The following is a 14,368-nucleotide window of genomic DNA, read 5'->3' as shown; positions in this document are numbered from 1 at the left end:
GGAGACGAAATATGAAGAGAAGAGTAGTTGTAACAGGACTGGGAGCGATCACTCCGATCGGAAACAGCGTACCGGAATTCTGGGAAGGAGTCAAAGCGGGAAAAGTCGGAATCGGAGAGATTACGAAGTTTGACACTTCTGATTATAAAGTGAAGATTGCGGCCGAGGTTAAGAATTTCGAGCCGAAAAACTATATGGATTTTAAAGCGGCAAAGAGAATGGAAACATTTTCGCAGTATGCGGTGGCTGCTGCGCTGGAAGCATGTAAAGATGCGGCCATCGATATGGAACAGGAAGATCCGTTCCGTGTCGGAGTCATTGTAGGGTCCGGAATCGGAAGCCTGCAGACTGTAGAAAGAGAATATACAAAGATTGTGGAAAAAGGACCAAACAGGGTACATCCGCTGATGGTGCCTCTGATGATCTCCAACATGGCGGCAGGAAATGTCTCCATTCAGCTTGGTGCAAGAGGAAAATGTACAAACGTTGTGACAGCATGTGCATCCGGAACCCATTGTATCGGAGATGCATTCCGTGCCATTCAGTACGGGGATGCGGAAGTGATGTTCGCAGGCGGTACGGAAAGCGCCATCTGTCCGACAGGTGTGGCAGGATTTACTGCTCTGACCGCACTGACCACATCCAATGATCCGATGCGGGCATCCATTCCGTTTGACAAGGACAGAAGCGGATTCGTTCTCGGTGAGGGAGCCGGTATTGTTGTTCTGGAAGAGCTGGAGCACGCAAAAGCAAGGGGGGCAAAGATTTACGCAGAAGTGGTAGGATACGGTGCGACAGGCGATGCTTACCACATCACTTCCCCGATTGAAGACGGAAGCGGTGCGGCACGTGCCATGACAGATGCCATGAAAGAGGCAGGCGTAAAACCGGAGGATATAACTTATATCAACGCACACGGAACAAGTACACACCACAACGATCTGTTTGAGACAATCGCCATCAAATCCGCGCTCGGAGATGCGGCAAAAGATGTGGTTGTCAACTCTACCAAGTCCATGATCGGACATCTGCTCGGAGCAGCAGGCGGAGTGGAGTTCGTAACGATCGTAAAATCCGTGGAAGAAGGATTTATCCACCAGACAGTGGGAACAGAAAATGTCGATGAAGAATGTGACTTAAACTATGCAGTCGGTGCACCGGTTGAGAAGGAAATCCGCTATGCCATGAGTAATTCTCTTGGATTTGGCGGACACAATGCGACCCTTCTGATCAAAAAATACGAAGAATAGGAGAGTGTAGACATGGAGCTGGAACAGCTTTTAAAACTGATTAACACGGTTTCGGATTCAAAGCTTACAGAGTTCAAATATGAGACAGAGAGTGTCTGTATCAAAATGGGAAAAGAAAGCAGTGTCAAGGTTGTTGCGGCTGACGCGCAGACGACAGCCCCGGCTGCGGTACAGGGAGCAGTGATTACCGCACAGGAAACGAAAGCGGCGATCGAAGCTTCTGAAGAACCGGATGTGCAGAAAGGCAAGGTTGTAACATCCCCGCTTGTCGGAACTTTCTATGCGGCACCGTCCGAGGATGCAGATCCGTATGTGAAGGTGGGCGACACGGTGAAGAAAGGGCAGGTCCTTGCCATCGTGGAAGCTATGAAACTGATGAATGAAATCGAAAGTGAATATGACGGAACAGTGGAGGAAATTCTTGTGGAAAACGCACAGGGCGTAGAATATGGACAGCCTCTGTTCCGGATCAGATAATTGAGGTGAAACAGGATGAAACATCTGGGAATTAAAGAGATCGAAGCAATTCTGCCGCACCGCCACCCGTTTCTTCTGGTAGATTATATCGAAGATTACGAACCGGGTGAATTCGCGACAGGTTATAAATGTGTGACATTCCGGGAGGATTTCTTCCGGGGACATTTTCCGCAGGAACCGGTAATGCCGGGTGTTCTGACTGTAGAGGCTCTGGCGCAGGTCGGAGCGGTTGCGATCCTGAGCAAAGAAGAAAACAAAGGAAAGATCGCATACTTTGGCGGAATCAACAAATGTAAATTTAAAGGAAAAATTGTTCCGGGAGACAAAGTCAAACTGGAAACAAGGATCATCAAACAGAAAGGACCGGTTGGTGTCGGGGAAGCGATCGCAAGCGTGGACGGTAAAGTCGTTGTGAGCGCAGAACTGACCTTCATGGTCGGCTAGATGAGAAAAAGATAAAAACGAGGTCGGAGGCAGATATGATTAAGAAGGTTTTGATTGCAAACAGGGGTGAAATTGCGGTACGGATTATCCGTGCGTGCCGTGAGATGGGAATCGAAACGGTTGCGGTATATTCGGAAGCAGACAGGGAAGCACTGCACACACAGCTTGCGGACGAGGCGGTCTGCATCGGGCCGGCTCCTTCTTCGGAGAGTTATCTGAGCATGGACAAGATCTTAAGCGCGACGATGATTACCGGAGCGGACGCAATTCATCCGGGATTCGGATTTTTGTCCGAGAACAGCAGGTTTGCAGAGCTTTGTGAAAAATGCAATATTACATTTATCGGACCGAAAGCGGAAGTAATAGAGAAACTCGGAAACAAGGCCGAGGCAAGAAATACGATGATATCTGCCGGAGTTCCGGTCATTCCGGGAAGTACGGAGCCGGTCTTCGATGAAGAAAAAGGCGCCGAAGAGGCAGACCGGATCGGGTATCCGGTTATCGTGAAAGCGGCGCTTGGCGGAGGCGGAAAAGGCATGCGTGTAGCGAAGACTCCGGAGGAGTTTTCCAAGGCATTTACGACAGCCCAGAAAGAAGCAAAGGCAGCCTTCGGCGATGACATGATGTATATCGAGCATTTTGTGGAACATCCGCGTCATATTGAGTTCCAGATTCTGGCGGACCACTATGGCAATGTCATCCATCTGGGAGAGAGGGACTGCTCCATTCAGAGAAACCATCAGAAGATGATCGAAGAGTCTCCGTCTCTTGCATTGAGCGAGGAGCTTCGTCAGAAGATGGGAGAAGCAGCTGTAAAGGCAGCGAAAGCGGCCAATTATGAAAATGCCGGAACTATCGAGTTCTTGCTTGAAAAGAACGGCAGCTTCTATTTTATGGAGATGAATACAAGAATTCAGGTAGAACATCCGGTAACCGAGTGGGTAACCGGAATTGACCTGGTAAAAGAGCAGATCCGCATTGCTTCCGGGGAGCATTTAAAGATCAGCCAGGAGGACGTCAAACTGACCGGACATGCGATTGAGTGCCGTATCAATGCGGAAAACCCGGCAAAGAACTTCCGCCCGTCACCGGGAACCATCACGGATATCTACCTTCCGGGAGGAAAGGGAGTGCGGATCGATTCCGCAATCTACAGCGGCTATACAGTTCCGCCGTATTATGACTCCATGCTGGCAAAACTGATTGTCCATGCAAAGTCAAGACCGGAAGCGATCAGCAAAATGAGAAGTGCCCTCGGGGAGGTTATCATCGAAGGAATCGATACAAATATTGACTATCTGTACGAACTGATCAACCATCCGGATTATCAGAGCGGAAATATTGATATTGAGTTTATCGAGCGTTTGTAGGAGTGAAAAGACATGAAATTATCCAATATGTTTAAAAAAACAGAACGAAAAAACTACATAACGATTCATACTTCAGATAAAAAGGGAAAACCGGAGGTGCCGGAAGGTCTGCTGAAAAAGTGTAATGCGTGCAAGGCGGCGATTGTGACAGAGGATGTCAAGAACAATTATTATATCTGCCCGAAGTGCCACAATTACTTCCGGGTACATGCCAGAAGAAGAGTGGAGATGATCGCGGACGAAGGGACGTTTGAAGAGTGGGATCACGGCCTGAATGCGGGCAATCCGTTAAGCTTTCCGGGATATGAGGAGAAGGTGAAGGCTCTCCAGGAGAAGACAAATCTTGATGAGGCCGTCATGACCGGGAAAGCGCAGATCAATGGAAATGAAGTGGTACTTGGCATCTGTGACGGACGCTTCATGATGGCAAGTATGGGATGGGCAGTCGGAGAGAAGATCGCCCGTGCTGTAGAGCGGGCTACCGAAGAAAAACTTCCGGTGATCATTTTTGCCTGCTCAGGCGGAGCAAGAATGCAGGAAGGCATTGTCTCCCTGATGCAGATGGCAAAGACATCTGCGGCTCTGAAGAAGCACAGTGATGCCGGGCTTCTCTACATTTCGGTCCTGACTAATCCGACAACCGGCGGAGTAACGGCAAGTTTTGCCATGCTTGGTGATGTCATTCTGGCAGAGCCGAACGCATTGATCGGTTTTGCCGGACCGCGTGTCATTGAGCAGACGATCGGACAGAAGCTGCCGGAAGGATTCCAGAAATCGGAATTTCTGCTGGAGCACGGTTTCATCGACCGGATTGTAGAGCGGGAAGAGATGAAGGAAGTGCTTGCATCTATTCTCAGCATGCATAAAATCGAAGAGAACGGGGAAGACTGGCGGCAGGAATGCTGTCAGAACGAAGGAGAGGAAAAACGTGCTCCATATAAAGGGCTGACCTCCTGGGAGCGGGTTCAGATCTCCAGAAGAAAAGACCGCCCGGTAGGAAGTGACTATATTCACACCTTGTTTACCGACTTTATTGAATTGCACGGTGACAGGTATTTCAAAGATGACAAGGCGATTATCGGAGGAATCGCAAGATTCCACGGAATGCCGGTCACAGTCATTGCGCAGGAACGGGGCACAACGACAAAAGAAAATATTCTCCGGAATTTCGGAATGCCTTCCCCGGACGGATACCGGAAGGCGATGCGTCTGATGAAGCAGGCGGAGAAATTCCACCGCCCGGTCATCTGTTTTGTTGATACACCGGGAGCGTTCTGCGGAATTGAAGCAGAAGAAAGAGGACAGGGAGAGGCAATTGCGAGAAATATCTATGAGATGTCCGGCTTGAAAACACCGGTTGTATCCATCGTGATCGGAGAGGGAGAAAGCGGAGGAGCGCTTGCCATCGCGACCGCGGATGAAGTGTGGATGCTGGAAAATTCGATCTACTCGATCCTCTCTCCGGAAGGATTTGCATCCATTCTCTGGAAAGACAGCAAACGGGCAAAAGAGGCGGCGGGGGTCATGAAGCTGACGGCAAACCATTTAAAGAGCATGGAGATTGTCGAGCAGGTGATTCCGGAGCCGGATAATTTCACTTCCGCAAATCTGGAGGAAGTGGCAGACAGACTGGACAGAAGTCTGAAGAAATTTATTTGTGAGTACATGGAGATGGATGCAGATGCTCTGGTTGAAAAACGTTACCGGAGATTCCGTCGGATGTAGGAAAGGAACGAAAAGTGAACACAAAATGGCCGCCGATTTCGCTCGGCGATAAACAAATCAAAATTCCTCTCATTCAGGGGGGAATGGGAGTCGGTATCAGCATGGGAGGACTTGCAGGTGCTGTTGCAAAAGAGGGCGCGGCGGGGATCATTTCCAATGCGCAGATAGGATTCCGGGAAGCGGATTTTGAAAAAAATCCGTTTCAGGCCAACCTGCGGGCCATGGAAAGTGAATACCAAAAGGCCAGAAAGACCGCGCCGGACGGAGTGATCGGATTTAACATCATGGTAGCGCTGAAGCATTACGAGGAGTATGTAAGGCATGCGGCTGCCATCGGATGTGATCTGATTATTTCGGGAGCCGGGCTGCCTACAGAGCTCCCGCGCTATGTGGAGGGAACCGATACGAAGATCGCACCGATTGTTTCAACTGAAAAATCGGCGAGAGTCATTTTGAAATACTGGGACAGAAAGTACAACCGGGTGCCGGATCTGCTTGTGATTGAGGGACCGAAGGCAGGGGGACATCTTGGATTTACGAAAGAACAGCTTGAGATATTTGACGATAAGGCATACAATGAAGAAGTAAAGTCCATCTTAAAGGCCGTGCGGGAGTACGAAGAGAAGTATGAAAGAAAGATTCCGGTTGTCCTGGCCGGCGGCATTGACACAAAAGAGAAGGTGGAAGCGGCCATGGCGCTTGGCGTGGACGGTGTGCAGACGGCGAGCCTTTTTGTGACGACAGAAGAATGTGATGCGGATATCCATTATAAGGAAGCATACATAAACGCCGGAGAAGAGGACATCTGCATTGTGACAAGTCCGGTAGGAATGCCGGGGCGTGCAATCTTAAATCCATTTATGAAAAGAGTGATGGACGGGGAGAAATTTACTCCGAAGAAATGCCTTGGATGTCTTCATAAATGCAATCCGTCCGAAATTCCGTACTGCATTACAGAACGCCTCGTGGCAGCGGCCAGCGGGGATGTGGAGGAAGCACTTCTTTTCTGTGGAAAAGAGGCGTACAGACAGCAGAAGATCACGACTGTCAGGGAAGTGATAGGTTCACTGATGGGAGAAGAATAGGGACAAGACGAAAGATAGACAGGTAAAGGAGCAAAAAACGTGGACGCATACAGGGCAATCAACGAAATCCTGGTTCATTTGTTCAATGAAATCTGGGAGCTGGAAGGAAAAGCAGTGATCACAGAAGAATATAAGGACATTACGAACAACGATATGCATATTATTGAAGCGGTGGGCCTCGGAGAAGGAAACAATATGTCGGCAATCGCAAAAAAACTGAAAATCACTGTCGGATCTCTTACCACCTCCATGAACAGTCTTGTCAATAAAAAGTATGTGGTCCGGGAGAGGAGTTCCCAGGACCGAAGAGTGGTCAATATCCGCCTGACAAAAAAGGGGGAAAAGGCGTACCACCATCATGCAGATTTTCACAGGAAGATGACGGAAGCAGTCGTATCCGCCCTCTCAGAGGATGAGATTCCGGTTCTCGTCAAAACGCTGGACAGTCTGTCCGACTTTTTCAAATCCTATCGGGAACAGTATTGACATGTTTTTGTACCGGATGGTACACTGAATAAAACAGCCGCAGGGCAGCTTTTAAGAGCTGTTTTGCGGCTGCTTCCGTAACTGGAAGAAAATACGGACAGGATTTTGGAAAGGCCGGAAGGCCTGAAATCAGAAAGGGAGGGAAGAAATGGTGAAACGACGGACAGAAAACAAGATGGGAAAAAGGATTCTTGCAGGAATCTGCTGCATCGGTCTTCTGACGGCAGCAGGATGCAGTCAGAATCAGGAAGAACCGGATCCACAGGAACTTTACCAGGCTGCGGTGGAGAAAAACGGGGAACTGACAGATCTGGACATGACAATAGGAACGAAGATGACGCTGGAGCAGGCCGGAGAGACGGTGGATATCGATATGAATGTCGATATGCTGATGTCCGGATACAATACATCGGATCTACAGTATCAGATGGAGACGACGACCTCACTCCTCGGGCAGAATATCGAGATGACTGCATTTTACACAGACGGCTACTATTATATGGAGACATCAGGCCGGAAGCTCAAATATCCGTACGATCTGGAAGCGATTACGGAGCAGGTGGAAAACAGCATGGGCGGCACAGTATCCTCGGAAGCCATGACGGAGCTGACGGCGAAAAAAGAAGGTGAAAATACAAGGCTTACCTTTACCGGAGATCCGGAGAAGATGACCAACTATACAAAGGAGATTCTTTCCAATATGCAGACCGGAACAGAAACGGCGGATTTTACAATCGAGAAGGCAGGAGGATCCTATCTGATCAATCCGGACGGCTATTATATCGAAAGTAATGTTGATATGGATCTGCTGATGAATATCAGCGGAAGCGAAGTCAGCGTGAATACAAAGATGACAAGTACCCTGAAAGATCCGGGTAAAAAGGTGGAAATCACACTGCCGGAAGATCTGTCCTCCTACACAGAAGTATCACAGGATCTTCTGGGATAAAAAAAGCGAAAGAAGGGTATGGAAGACAGCCAAATTGCAAAGGAACTGGAACTTTCTGAAGAAAGCCTCCATAAACTGATGAAAGAGTAATATAAAAATCCGGAAAGTCTCATTCAAAGCGACTTCCGGATTTTGTATATTTGAGAATAGTTCAGAAAATTATTATTTTCCGGATACGGCGGCAGTCTTTTTGTTCCGGTAAATCTTACCGCTGGAGAAGCCGTGTCCTTTGACTTCGTTGACACGGGAGATAATCATGAAGGCTTCCGGATCAATTTTATTGACTTCCTGATTGAGCTTTGTCAGCTCGCGGTTGGAGATGACAGTCATAATTACCGGCTGATCGGTGTGAAGATATCCGGTTTCCCCGTACAGGATAGTGGAGCCCCGGTCCAGCTTCTGGACGATCATCTGATTGATCTCTTTGTGCTTTTTACTTACGATCTTGACCTGAGTCTGAACGTGTCCGGTGAGGAGTACTTTGTCCAGGACGACGGTGTAGATCAGGACAAGGAGGATTCCGTAGATGATCTGCTCTTTGTCGGAGAAGAGCATCTGGAGAATCAGGATCGTAAAGTCAAAGAGATAGAGCATGACAGACACCGGAAACCCGAACTTTTTATTCAGGACAAGAGGTGGAATATCCATTCCTCCCGTGGAGGCTCCTGCCCGGATCACGATTCCGATGGCAAATCCGATCATCAGTCCGCCGCAGACGGTTGCGAGCATCCGGTCGCTGGTGACATTAGCAAGCTGCGGAATTCTTTCAAATACACCGAGAATGATCGGGTAAAAGAAACTGCTGATCAGTGTTGTCAGTGCAAACATTTTTCCAAGGACAACTGCTCCAAGCACGAACATAACGGCGTTGAAACAGAAGACGAACATGGAAATGGGGATATTAAAATAATGCTCAAACGCAATTCCAAGACCAGTCGTTCCCCCGGTGATCAGGTCATTTGGAAGAATAAAGACGACAACACCGAGCGCATAGATGGCGTTGCCGATTAAGATTGTAATAATATTCAATACTTTTTTGGAAATGCTCTCATTCATACCTGTCAGTCCTTTCTATTTCAGATACGAATCAGTATACAGGAAGAAAAGAAGGGGAACAAGAGATTTCCGGAAAATCAGGAAATCTTATCAGTATGATGAAACTGTGCTATACTAAAGGAAAAACGAGGAAAAGCAGAGAAAGAAACGAAAGGAGAAGAAGGACATGGAAGAGATCAGGAAATTTCAGCAGATGATAGATGAGAGCAGGAATATCGTATTCTTCGGAGGAGCAGGAGTCTCCACCGAGAGCAACATTCCGGACTTCCGCAGTGAAGACGGTTTATACAATATGAAGTATAAATATCCACCGGAGACAATCATAAGCCACACCTTTTTTCTGAGAAATCCGGAGGAATTTTACCGGTTTTATAAGGACCGGATGCTCTGTCTGGACGCGGAGCCGAATCCGGCCCACAGGAAACTGGCCGAACTGGAGCAGGCAGGAAAGCTCTCCGCCGTTGTCACTCAGAATATTGACGGACTCCACCAGAAGGCGGGAAGCCGGACGGTCTATGAACTGCATGGAAGTATTCACAGAAATTACTGCATGGAGTGCGGTAAATTTTATGATGCAGAGTATGTGAAAAACAGTGAGGGCATTCCAAGATGCAGCTGCGGCGGGATGATCAAGCCGGATGTGGTGCTCTATGAAGAAGGGCTGGATACAAAGACAATCCAGAATTCCGTGGAGGCGATCGCTCATGCGGATATGCTGATTATCGGCGGGACTTCCCTTGTCGTTTACCCGGCGGCCGGTTTTATCGACTACTTCCGCGGAAAGTATCTTGTGCTGATCAACAAGGCGGAAACAGGGCGGTCTGTCCGGGCGGATCTTGTGATCCGGGAACCGATCGGAAAAGTGATGGAACAAATCTCTTGCAATCCACAGTGAAATTCGCTAAAATAATGAAGTTAGTATATTGATATCAGGAGACATTTATATAAAGGAGAAAAAGTATGTGTGGATTTGCAGGTTATGCAGGAATGAAAGAGTACGATGCTTCCGTGATCCGGAAGATGACAGATAAGATTCGCCACAGAGGGCCGGATTCACAGGATGCCTTCGTGGAAGGCGGAGTCGGACTGGGCTTTGTCAGACTTAGTATTATCGACCTGGAAGGCGGGTCTCAGCCGATGTTCAATGAAGACAAAAATCTGGTGCTGATCTTTAACGGCGAGCTTTACAACTATCAGGGGATCAGAGAAGAGCTGATTCAGGCCGGACATGTATTTACAACACATACCGATTCTGAGATCCTTCTCCACGGATACGAAGAGTGGGGCAAGGAAGGACTGCTTAAAAAACTGAGAGGAATGTTCGCGTTTGTCATCTTTGACAGAAAGAAAAAGACGCTGTTCGGCGCAAGAGACCATTTCGGGATCAAACCGTTTTATTATTACCATAAGGACGGCACGTTCCTGTTTGGATCCGAGATCAAGTCTTTCCTGGCTCACCCGGATTTCCAGAAAGAGTTGTTCGAGGAGAAGCTTCCGGACTTCATGACATTCGGATGTATTCCTGGAGAAGAGACTTTCTTCAGGAATGTATACAAACTGCTGCCGGGACATTACTTTACCTGTGAAAATGACAAGGTAAACGTGAAGATGTACTGGGAGCCGACCTTTGACATCAATGAAAATCAGACGATCGAGAGTGTAGCAGATAAGCTGGACGGTGTTCTGGAAGATTCCGTGAACAAACACATCATCGCAGACGTGCCGGTATGTTCCTTCCTTTCCAGCGGCGTGGATTCCAGCTACGTGGCATATGAACTGAAGGACAAGGTGGATCTGACGACATTTACGATCGACTTTGTAGAGCAGAAATACAGCGAAGCGCCTCACGCAAAGGAACTGGCAGACGAGCTTGGCATCCGTAATATCGGACGGAAGGTATCTGCTGAAGAATATTTCCACGATGCGGAGAAGATTCAGTATTACATGGACGAGCCGCTGGCCAACCCGAGCGCGAACCTTCTGTACTACATCTCCAACCGTTGTTCTCAGGACTTCAAGGTAGCACTTTCCGGAGAAGGTGCGGACGAGATGTTCGGCGGATACAATATCTACCATGAGAACATCTCTCTTGGCGGATATCAGAAGCTTCCGAAGTGGTTCAGAAAGGCAGTGGCAAAGGTTGTCACACCACTTCCGAAATTCAAGGGAAAAGGATTCCTGATCCGCGGAAGCAAGGATGTGGAAGAACGTTATATCGGCAACAGCAACGTCTTCAAATATGAAGAACGGGATGCGTTCCTCAAGAAAAAATACAAGAGCAGAAATCCGCTGGATATTGCTAAAGAATTTTATGACAAGGTGCCGGATCTGGACGATGTGTCCAAGATGCAGTATCTGGACTTCAATATGTGGCTGCGTCAGGAGATCCTTCTGAAAGCGGACAAGATGTCCATGGCAAACTCACTGGAGCTTCGTGTTCCGTTTATGGATATCGAAGTATTCAAGACTGCCCGGACGATTCCGGCAAAATGCAAGGTCAACGATTCCAACACGAAGCTTGCGTTCCGTGCCCTTGCGGACCGTAAATTCAGCAAGAAGAGCGCGGAGAGAAAGAAACTCATGTTCCCGAGCCCGCTTCCGAACTGGATGAGAGAAGATCAGTATTACAAAATGATCAAAAAAGAATTCAAGAGCGAGACAGCAGGAAAATTCTTTAACCGTAAGAAAATTCTGCAGCTTCTGGAAGAACATAAAGAAGGAAAGGTAACCCATTCCATTCAGATCTGGGTAGTCTATACGTTCCTGATGTGGTATAAAGCATACTTTATCAATAACGGAGATCTGGACAAGATCGAGGCAGACTGCGCGCACTAAAACACAGTGAAATAAAAAATGACCGCTTCACGGCTGCAAAGGAAGATGCAGCAGGTGAAGCGGTTTTCTTTGTGATAAAACTTTTTCTTTTTCCCGTACTGGTATTATGGCCTTGGAATTGTTATCCCGAATCCGGCATTTGGATGCATCAGCGAAAAGATGACATCGATGATGAAAATGCCAAGAAAACAGATACAAAGAACCGTCCGGAATGTATCCGGAAGTTTCCGGTACCGAACGTTTAATTTCGGCGCCGCGAAATAGAGGATCACAAGCCCTCCGGTTCCAAAGAGAAGCAGCCCTTCCAGACAGACAAACCCTTTGAGATTGATGAGGGAATCCCGGTAGTCCCACCAGCGCATCTGATAGACCTTCCACAGCACGGTTCCCGTGATGAATTCCATCGTCCCGGCTGTCAGCATGGTCATCAGGAAGACCTGAAGCGGTCTTTCGGCAAAGCGGCGGAGCAGGAGGAGAATCAAAACTCCTCCGAATCCGTAAATTGGAAGCCACGGACCATAGAGGACACCACGATTTACAACAGTATGATCGATAAATACATGCAGAAGGACTTCCCAGAGCCATCCTGCAAATGAAAAGGTAAAGAAAAACAGGATGTAGGAAGAGATGGAGTACCGATGCATACTCTGCTGAATGAGCCCCGCCTTTTCTGTTGTATAAAATTCTTTTGCCATCATATATTTCTGTAACATAACTTTTCCGCCTCTCTTTCCTTTCCTGTTTATGGTTCCATTGTAAAACATAAAACCGAAGAACAACAAAAGCCACTCTTAGGATATTCGAAAGATTTTCAGGGGAAAATTAAGAAATTATGAAGATCCGTGCGATCATTTTCACGATCTTCTATGCAGATTTTGTGAAATCCCTTTTGAGGAATCCGGAAATATGTTATATTAAGGAAAGCAAAGAAAGTAACCGGAGGATATGGGTATGAAGTTTTTGAGTATTTTTGATGTGATCGGTCCGAATATGATCGGGCCTTCCAGCTCGCATACAGCAGGGGCATGTTCCATGGCGCTTCTGGCGCGCAAAATGTGTCCGGAACCGATCAAAAAGGTCGTCTTTACACTTTATGGTTCGTTTTCCAAGACGTATCATGGGCACGGGACGGACCGGGCGCTTTTAGGCGGAGTTCTTGGATTTGACACTGATGACGCCAGAATCCGCGATGCCTTTGAATGGGCCAAAAAGATGGGGGTAGAATACGAGTTTGTCATTGATGAAGAGACAAGGACAGATCATCCGAACACAGCGGATATGGATATTACCGGAGTAAACGGGCACCGTCTGTTTGTCAGAGGAGAGTCCATCGGAGGCGGCAAGATTAAGATTGTCCAGATCAACGGCATTGATGTGGAATTTACAGGCGAGTACAGTACGCTGATTGTCCGACAGATTGACAAGCCGGGCGTAGTGGCACATATTACCCAGTGTCTGAGCAGGCATGAAGTGAATATCGCGTTTATGAGACTGTTCCGCGAGGATAAAGGAGCGACCGCCTTTACAATCGTGGAGTCGGACGAGCAGATTCCGGAAGAGATTCTGGATGAAATTCACAAAAACGAGAACGTACAGGATCTGATGCTTGTACAGATGTAGGAGGAGCCAGGATGGATTTTATTTCAGGACAGACACTTCTTGAAGTGTGTGAAAAGGAACAGCTTCCGATCTCGGAAGTGATGAAACAAAGAGAGATTACCTGCGGTGGAATGCAGGAAGAAACGATCAGGGAAAAGCTTTATGAAGCACTCGGAATTATGAAGAATGCGGTGGAAGAGCCGATCAAAAATCCGAAAAAGTCGATAGGTGGTCTGATCGGAGGGGAGGCAAAGCTTGTGGCGGACCACGAGGGAGCCGCTTCTTCCGTGTGCGGCACGCCGCTGTCAAGAGCGATTGCCTACAGTATGGCGGTACTGGAAGTCAACGCCTCCATGGGACTGATCGTGGCAGCGCCTACAGCAGGATCGGCCGGTGTTCTTCCGGGTGTTCTGCTTGCCATCCGTGATACAAAGGAGGCAGATGATGAGATGCTCTTAAAAGGACTTCTCAATGCATCAGCAGTCGGCTATATTCTGATGCGCAATGCATCCGTGTCCGGAGCAGAGGCGGGCTGTCAGGCTGAGGTCGGAGCAGCATCTGCCATGGCCGCGAGCGCAGTAGTGGAGATGATGGGAGGTACACCGCAGATGTGTCTGGATGCTGCATCCATTGCGATGGCAAATCTTCTCGGCATGGTGTGCGACCCGATTGCGGGACTTGTAGAGGCACCTTGCCAGAGCAGAAACGCCATCGGAGTGGCGAACGCGCTGACCTGCGCGGAACTTGCGCTCAGTGGAGTGAAAAGTGTGATTCCGTTTGATGAGATGGCGGAGGCCATGTATCATGTAGGAAAAAGTCTTCCATTTGAACTCAGGGAGACAGCCATGGGCGGCTGTGCGGGAACACCGACCGGATGTGCGCTTGGCTGTGAGATCTGCGGCAGATAAGGAAGAGCAGGGGGGATTTTGCAGGAGAAAAGAGCGGGGGAGCATCCTCCCCCGTTTTGATTATATGGCTTTAGCCAGTTAAGCGTGATGGAGTTTTTCGTGTTCCGAAAAATGTAGGCACGCTTAACAAAAAACCACCCGCTATGCGGGTGCGCGTCGATCGTTATACACCAAAAATCACCTT

At 48.3% G+C, this 14,368-nt stretch carries 14 protein-coding genes; 12 read left to right on the top strand and 2 right to left on the bottom strand.

The window, feature by feature from the left end:
- The first annotated feature begins 11 nt into the window (after positions 1 to 11).
- The 8 genes from fabF (at position 12) to Selli1_RS12265 (ending at position 7,786) form a co-directional block, all read left to right on the top strand.
- On the top strand, positions 12 to 1,250 hold the full coding sequence (fabF, locus tag Selli1_RS12300; protein ID WP_281873129.1) for a beta-ketoacyl-ACP synthase II: 1,239 nt from the start codon (positions 12 to 14) through the stop codon (positions 1,248 to 1,250).
- A 12-nt stretch (positions 1,251 to 1,262) separates the two neighbouring features.
- On the top strand, positions 1,263 to 1,727 hold the full coding sequence (gene accB / locus Selli1_RS12295) for an acetyl-CoA carboxylase biotin carboxyl carrier protein (protein WP_087255017.1): 465 nt from the start codon (positions 1,263 to 1,265) through the stop codon (positions 1,725 to 1,727).
- A 15-nt stretch (positions 1,728 to 1,742) separates the two neighbouring features.
- Entirely contained in the window at positions 1,743 to 2,171 is a 429-nt protein-coding gene (gene fabZ, locus Selli1_RS12290; RefSeq protein WP_087167175.1) for a 3-hydroxyacyl-ACP dehydratase FabZ, read from the top strand.
- A gap of 35 nt (positions 2,172 to 2,206) precedes the next feature.
- The gene (locus Selli1_RS12285; protein ID WP_087167176.1) at positions 2,207 to 3,541 is read left to right on the top strand and encodes an acetyl-CoA carboxylase biotin carboxylase subunit; all 1,335 of its coding nucleotides are present in this window, start codon (positions 2,207 to 2,209) and stop codon (positions 3,539 to 3,541) included.
- Positions 3,542 to 3,553: 12 nt separating this feature from the next.
- Entirely contained in the window at positions 3,554 to 5,266 is a 1,713-nt protein-coding gene (locus Selli1_RS12280; protein ID WP_281873126.1) for an acetyl-CoA carboxylase carboxyltransferase subunit alpha, read from the top strand.
- 14 nt (positions 5,267 to 5,280) lie between these two features.
- Positions 5,281 to 6,351, top strand: coding sequence for an NAD(P)H-dependent flavin oxidoreductase (locus Selli1_RS12275; protein ID WP_281873124.1), 1,071 nt, complete (start codon positions 5,281 to 5,283; stop codon positions 6,349 to 6,351).
- A gap of 39 nt (positions 6,352 to 6,390) precedes the next feature.
- The gene (locus Selli1_RS12270; RefSeq protein WP_087167178.1) at positions 6,391 to 6,837 is read left to right on the top strand and encodes a MarR family winged helix-turn-helix transcriptional regulator; all 447 of its coding nucleotides are present in this window, start codon (positions 6,391 to 6,393) and stop codon (positions 6,835 to 6,837) included.
- A gap of 148 nt (positions 6,838 to 6,985) precedes the next feature.
- On the top strand, positions 6,986 to 7,786 hold the full coding sequence (locus Selli1_RS12265) for a DUF6612 family protein (RefSeq protein ID WP_281873123.1): 801 nt from the start codon (positions 6,986 to 6,988) through the stop codon (positions 7,784 to 7,786).
- Positions 7,787 to 7,948: 162 nt separating this feature from the next.
- On the opposite strand, the gene Selli1_RS12260 is transcribed toward Selli1_RS12265, so the two are convergent.
- Positions 7,949 to 8,842 carry a YitT family protein gene (locus tag Selli1_RS12260; RefSeq protein ID WP_087167180.1) on the bottom strand — a complete coding sequence of 298 codons (894 nt, stop codon included), beginning with the start codon at positions 8,840 to 8,842 and terminating at the stop codon, positions 7,949 to 7,951.
- A 166-nt stretch (positions 8,843 to 9,008) separates the two neighbouring features.
- Between Selli1_RS12260 and Selli1_RS12255 the strand changes: the two genes are divergently transcribed.
- Together Selli1_RS12255 and asnB are read left to right on the top strand one after the other, a co-directional pair.
- Entirely contained in the window at positions 9,009 to 9,737 is a 729-nt protein-coding gene (locus Selli1_RS12255; RefSeq protein ID WP_087167181.1) for an NAD-dependent protein deacylase, read from the top strand.
- 65 nt (positions 9,738 to 9,802) lie between these two features.
- Positions 9,803 to 11,677 carry an asparagine synthase (glutamine-hydrolyzing) gene (asnB, locus tag Selli1_RS12250; protein ID WP_191426372.1) on the top strand — a complete coding sequence of 625 codons (1,875 nt, stop codon included), beginning with the start codon at positions 9,803 to 9,805 and terminating at the stop codon, positions 11,675 to 11,677.
- A gap of 104 nt (positions 11,678 to 11,781) precedes the next feature.
- Here asnB and Selli1_RS12245 read toward each other — a convergent pair whose 3' ends face one another.
- Positions 11,782 to 12,390: a putative ABC transporter permease gene (locus Selli1_RS12245; protein WP_191437294.1), complete on the bottom strand. Its 609-nt coding sequence runs from the start codon at positions 12,388 to 12,390 to the stop codon at positions 11,782 to 11,784.
- A gap of 238 nt (positions 12,391 to 12,628) precedes the next feature.
- On the opposite strand from Selli1_RS12245, the gene sdaAB reads away from it, so the two are divergent.
- Both sdaAB and sdaAA read left to right on the top strand, forming a co-directional pair.
- Positions 12,629 to 13,297, top strand: coding sequence for an L-serine ammonia-lyase, iron-sulfur-dependent subunit beta (gene sdaAB, locus Selli1_RS12240; RefSeq protein WP_087254996.1), 669 nt, complete (start codon positions 12,629 to 12,631; stop codon positions 13,295 to 13,297).
- An 11-nt stretch (positions 13,298 to 13,308) separates the two neighbouring features.
- The gene (gene sdaAA, locus Selli1_RS12235) at positions 13,309 to 14,184 is read left to right on the top strand and encodes an L-serine ammonia-lyase, iron-sulfur-dependent, subunit alpha (RefSeq protein WP_118635497.1); all 876 of its coding nucleotides are present in this window, start codon (positions 13,309 to 13,311) and stop codon (positions 14,182 to 14,184) included.
- The last annotated feature ends 184 nt before the right edge of the window (positions 14,185 to 14,368 follow it).

Origin of the sequence: Sellimonas catena (genome assembly GCF_027924685.1) — a bacterium.
Lineage (GTDB): Bacteria > Bacillota > Clostridia > Lachnospirales > Lachnospiraceae > Sellimonas > Sellimonas catena.
The sequence above is the reverse complement of the archived record's forward strand: the minus strand, read 5'-3'. Positions and strand labels throughout refer to the sequence as shown.

Excerpts from the sequence above, each read along its gene's own strand:
- fabF (WP_281873129.1), top strand. The coding sequence starts at position 12 with ATGAAGAGAAGAGTAGTTGTAACAGGACTGGGAGCGATCACTCCGATC.
- accB (WP_087255017.1), top strand. The coding sequence starts at position 1,263 with ATGGAGCTGGAACAGCTTTTAAAACTGATTAACACGGTTTCGGATTCA.
- fabZ (WP_087167175.1), top strand. The coding sequence starts at position 1,743 with ATGAAACATCTGGGAATTAAAGAGATCGAAGCAATTCTGCCGCACCGC.
- Selli1_RS12285 (WP_087167176.1), top strand. The coding sequence starts at position 2,207 with ATGATTAAGAAGGTTTTGATTGCAAACAGGGGTGAAATTGCGGTACGG.
- Selli1_RS12280 (WP_281873126.1), top strand. The coding sequence starts at position 3,554 with ATGAAATTATCCAATATGTTTAAAAAAACAGAACGAAAAAACTACATA.
- Selli1_RS12265 (WP_281873123.1), top strand. The coding sequence starts at position 6,986 with ATGGTGAAACGACGGACAGAAAACAAGATGGGAAAAAGGATTCTTGCA.
- Selli1_RS12260 (WP_087167180.1), bottom strand. The coding sequence starts at position 8,842 with ATGAATGAGAGCATTTCCAAAAAAGTATTGAATATTATTACAATCTTA.
- Selli1_RS12255 (WP_087167181.1), top strand. The coding sequence starts at position 9,009 with ATGGAAGAGATCAGGAAATTTCAGCAGATGATAGATGAGAGCAGGAAT.
- asnB (WP_191426372.1), top strand. The coding sequence starts at position 9,803 with ATGTGTGGATTTGCAGGTTATGCAGGAATGAAAGAGTACGATGCTTCC.
- Selli1_RS12245 (WP_191437294.1), bottom strand. The coding sequence starts at position 12,390 with ATGTTACAGAAATATATGATGGCAAAAGAATTTTATACAACAGAAAAG.
- sdaAB (WP_087254996.1), top strand. The coding sequence starts at position 12,629 with ATGAAGTTTTTGAGTATTTTTGATGTGATCGGTCCGAATATGATCGGG.
- sdaAA (WP_118635497.1), top strand. The coding sequence starts at position 13,309 with ATGGATTTTATTTCAGGACAGACACTTCTTGAAGTGTGTGAAAAGGAA.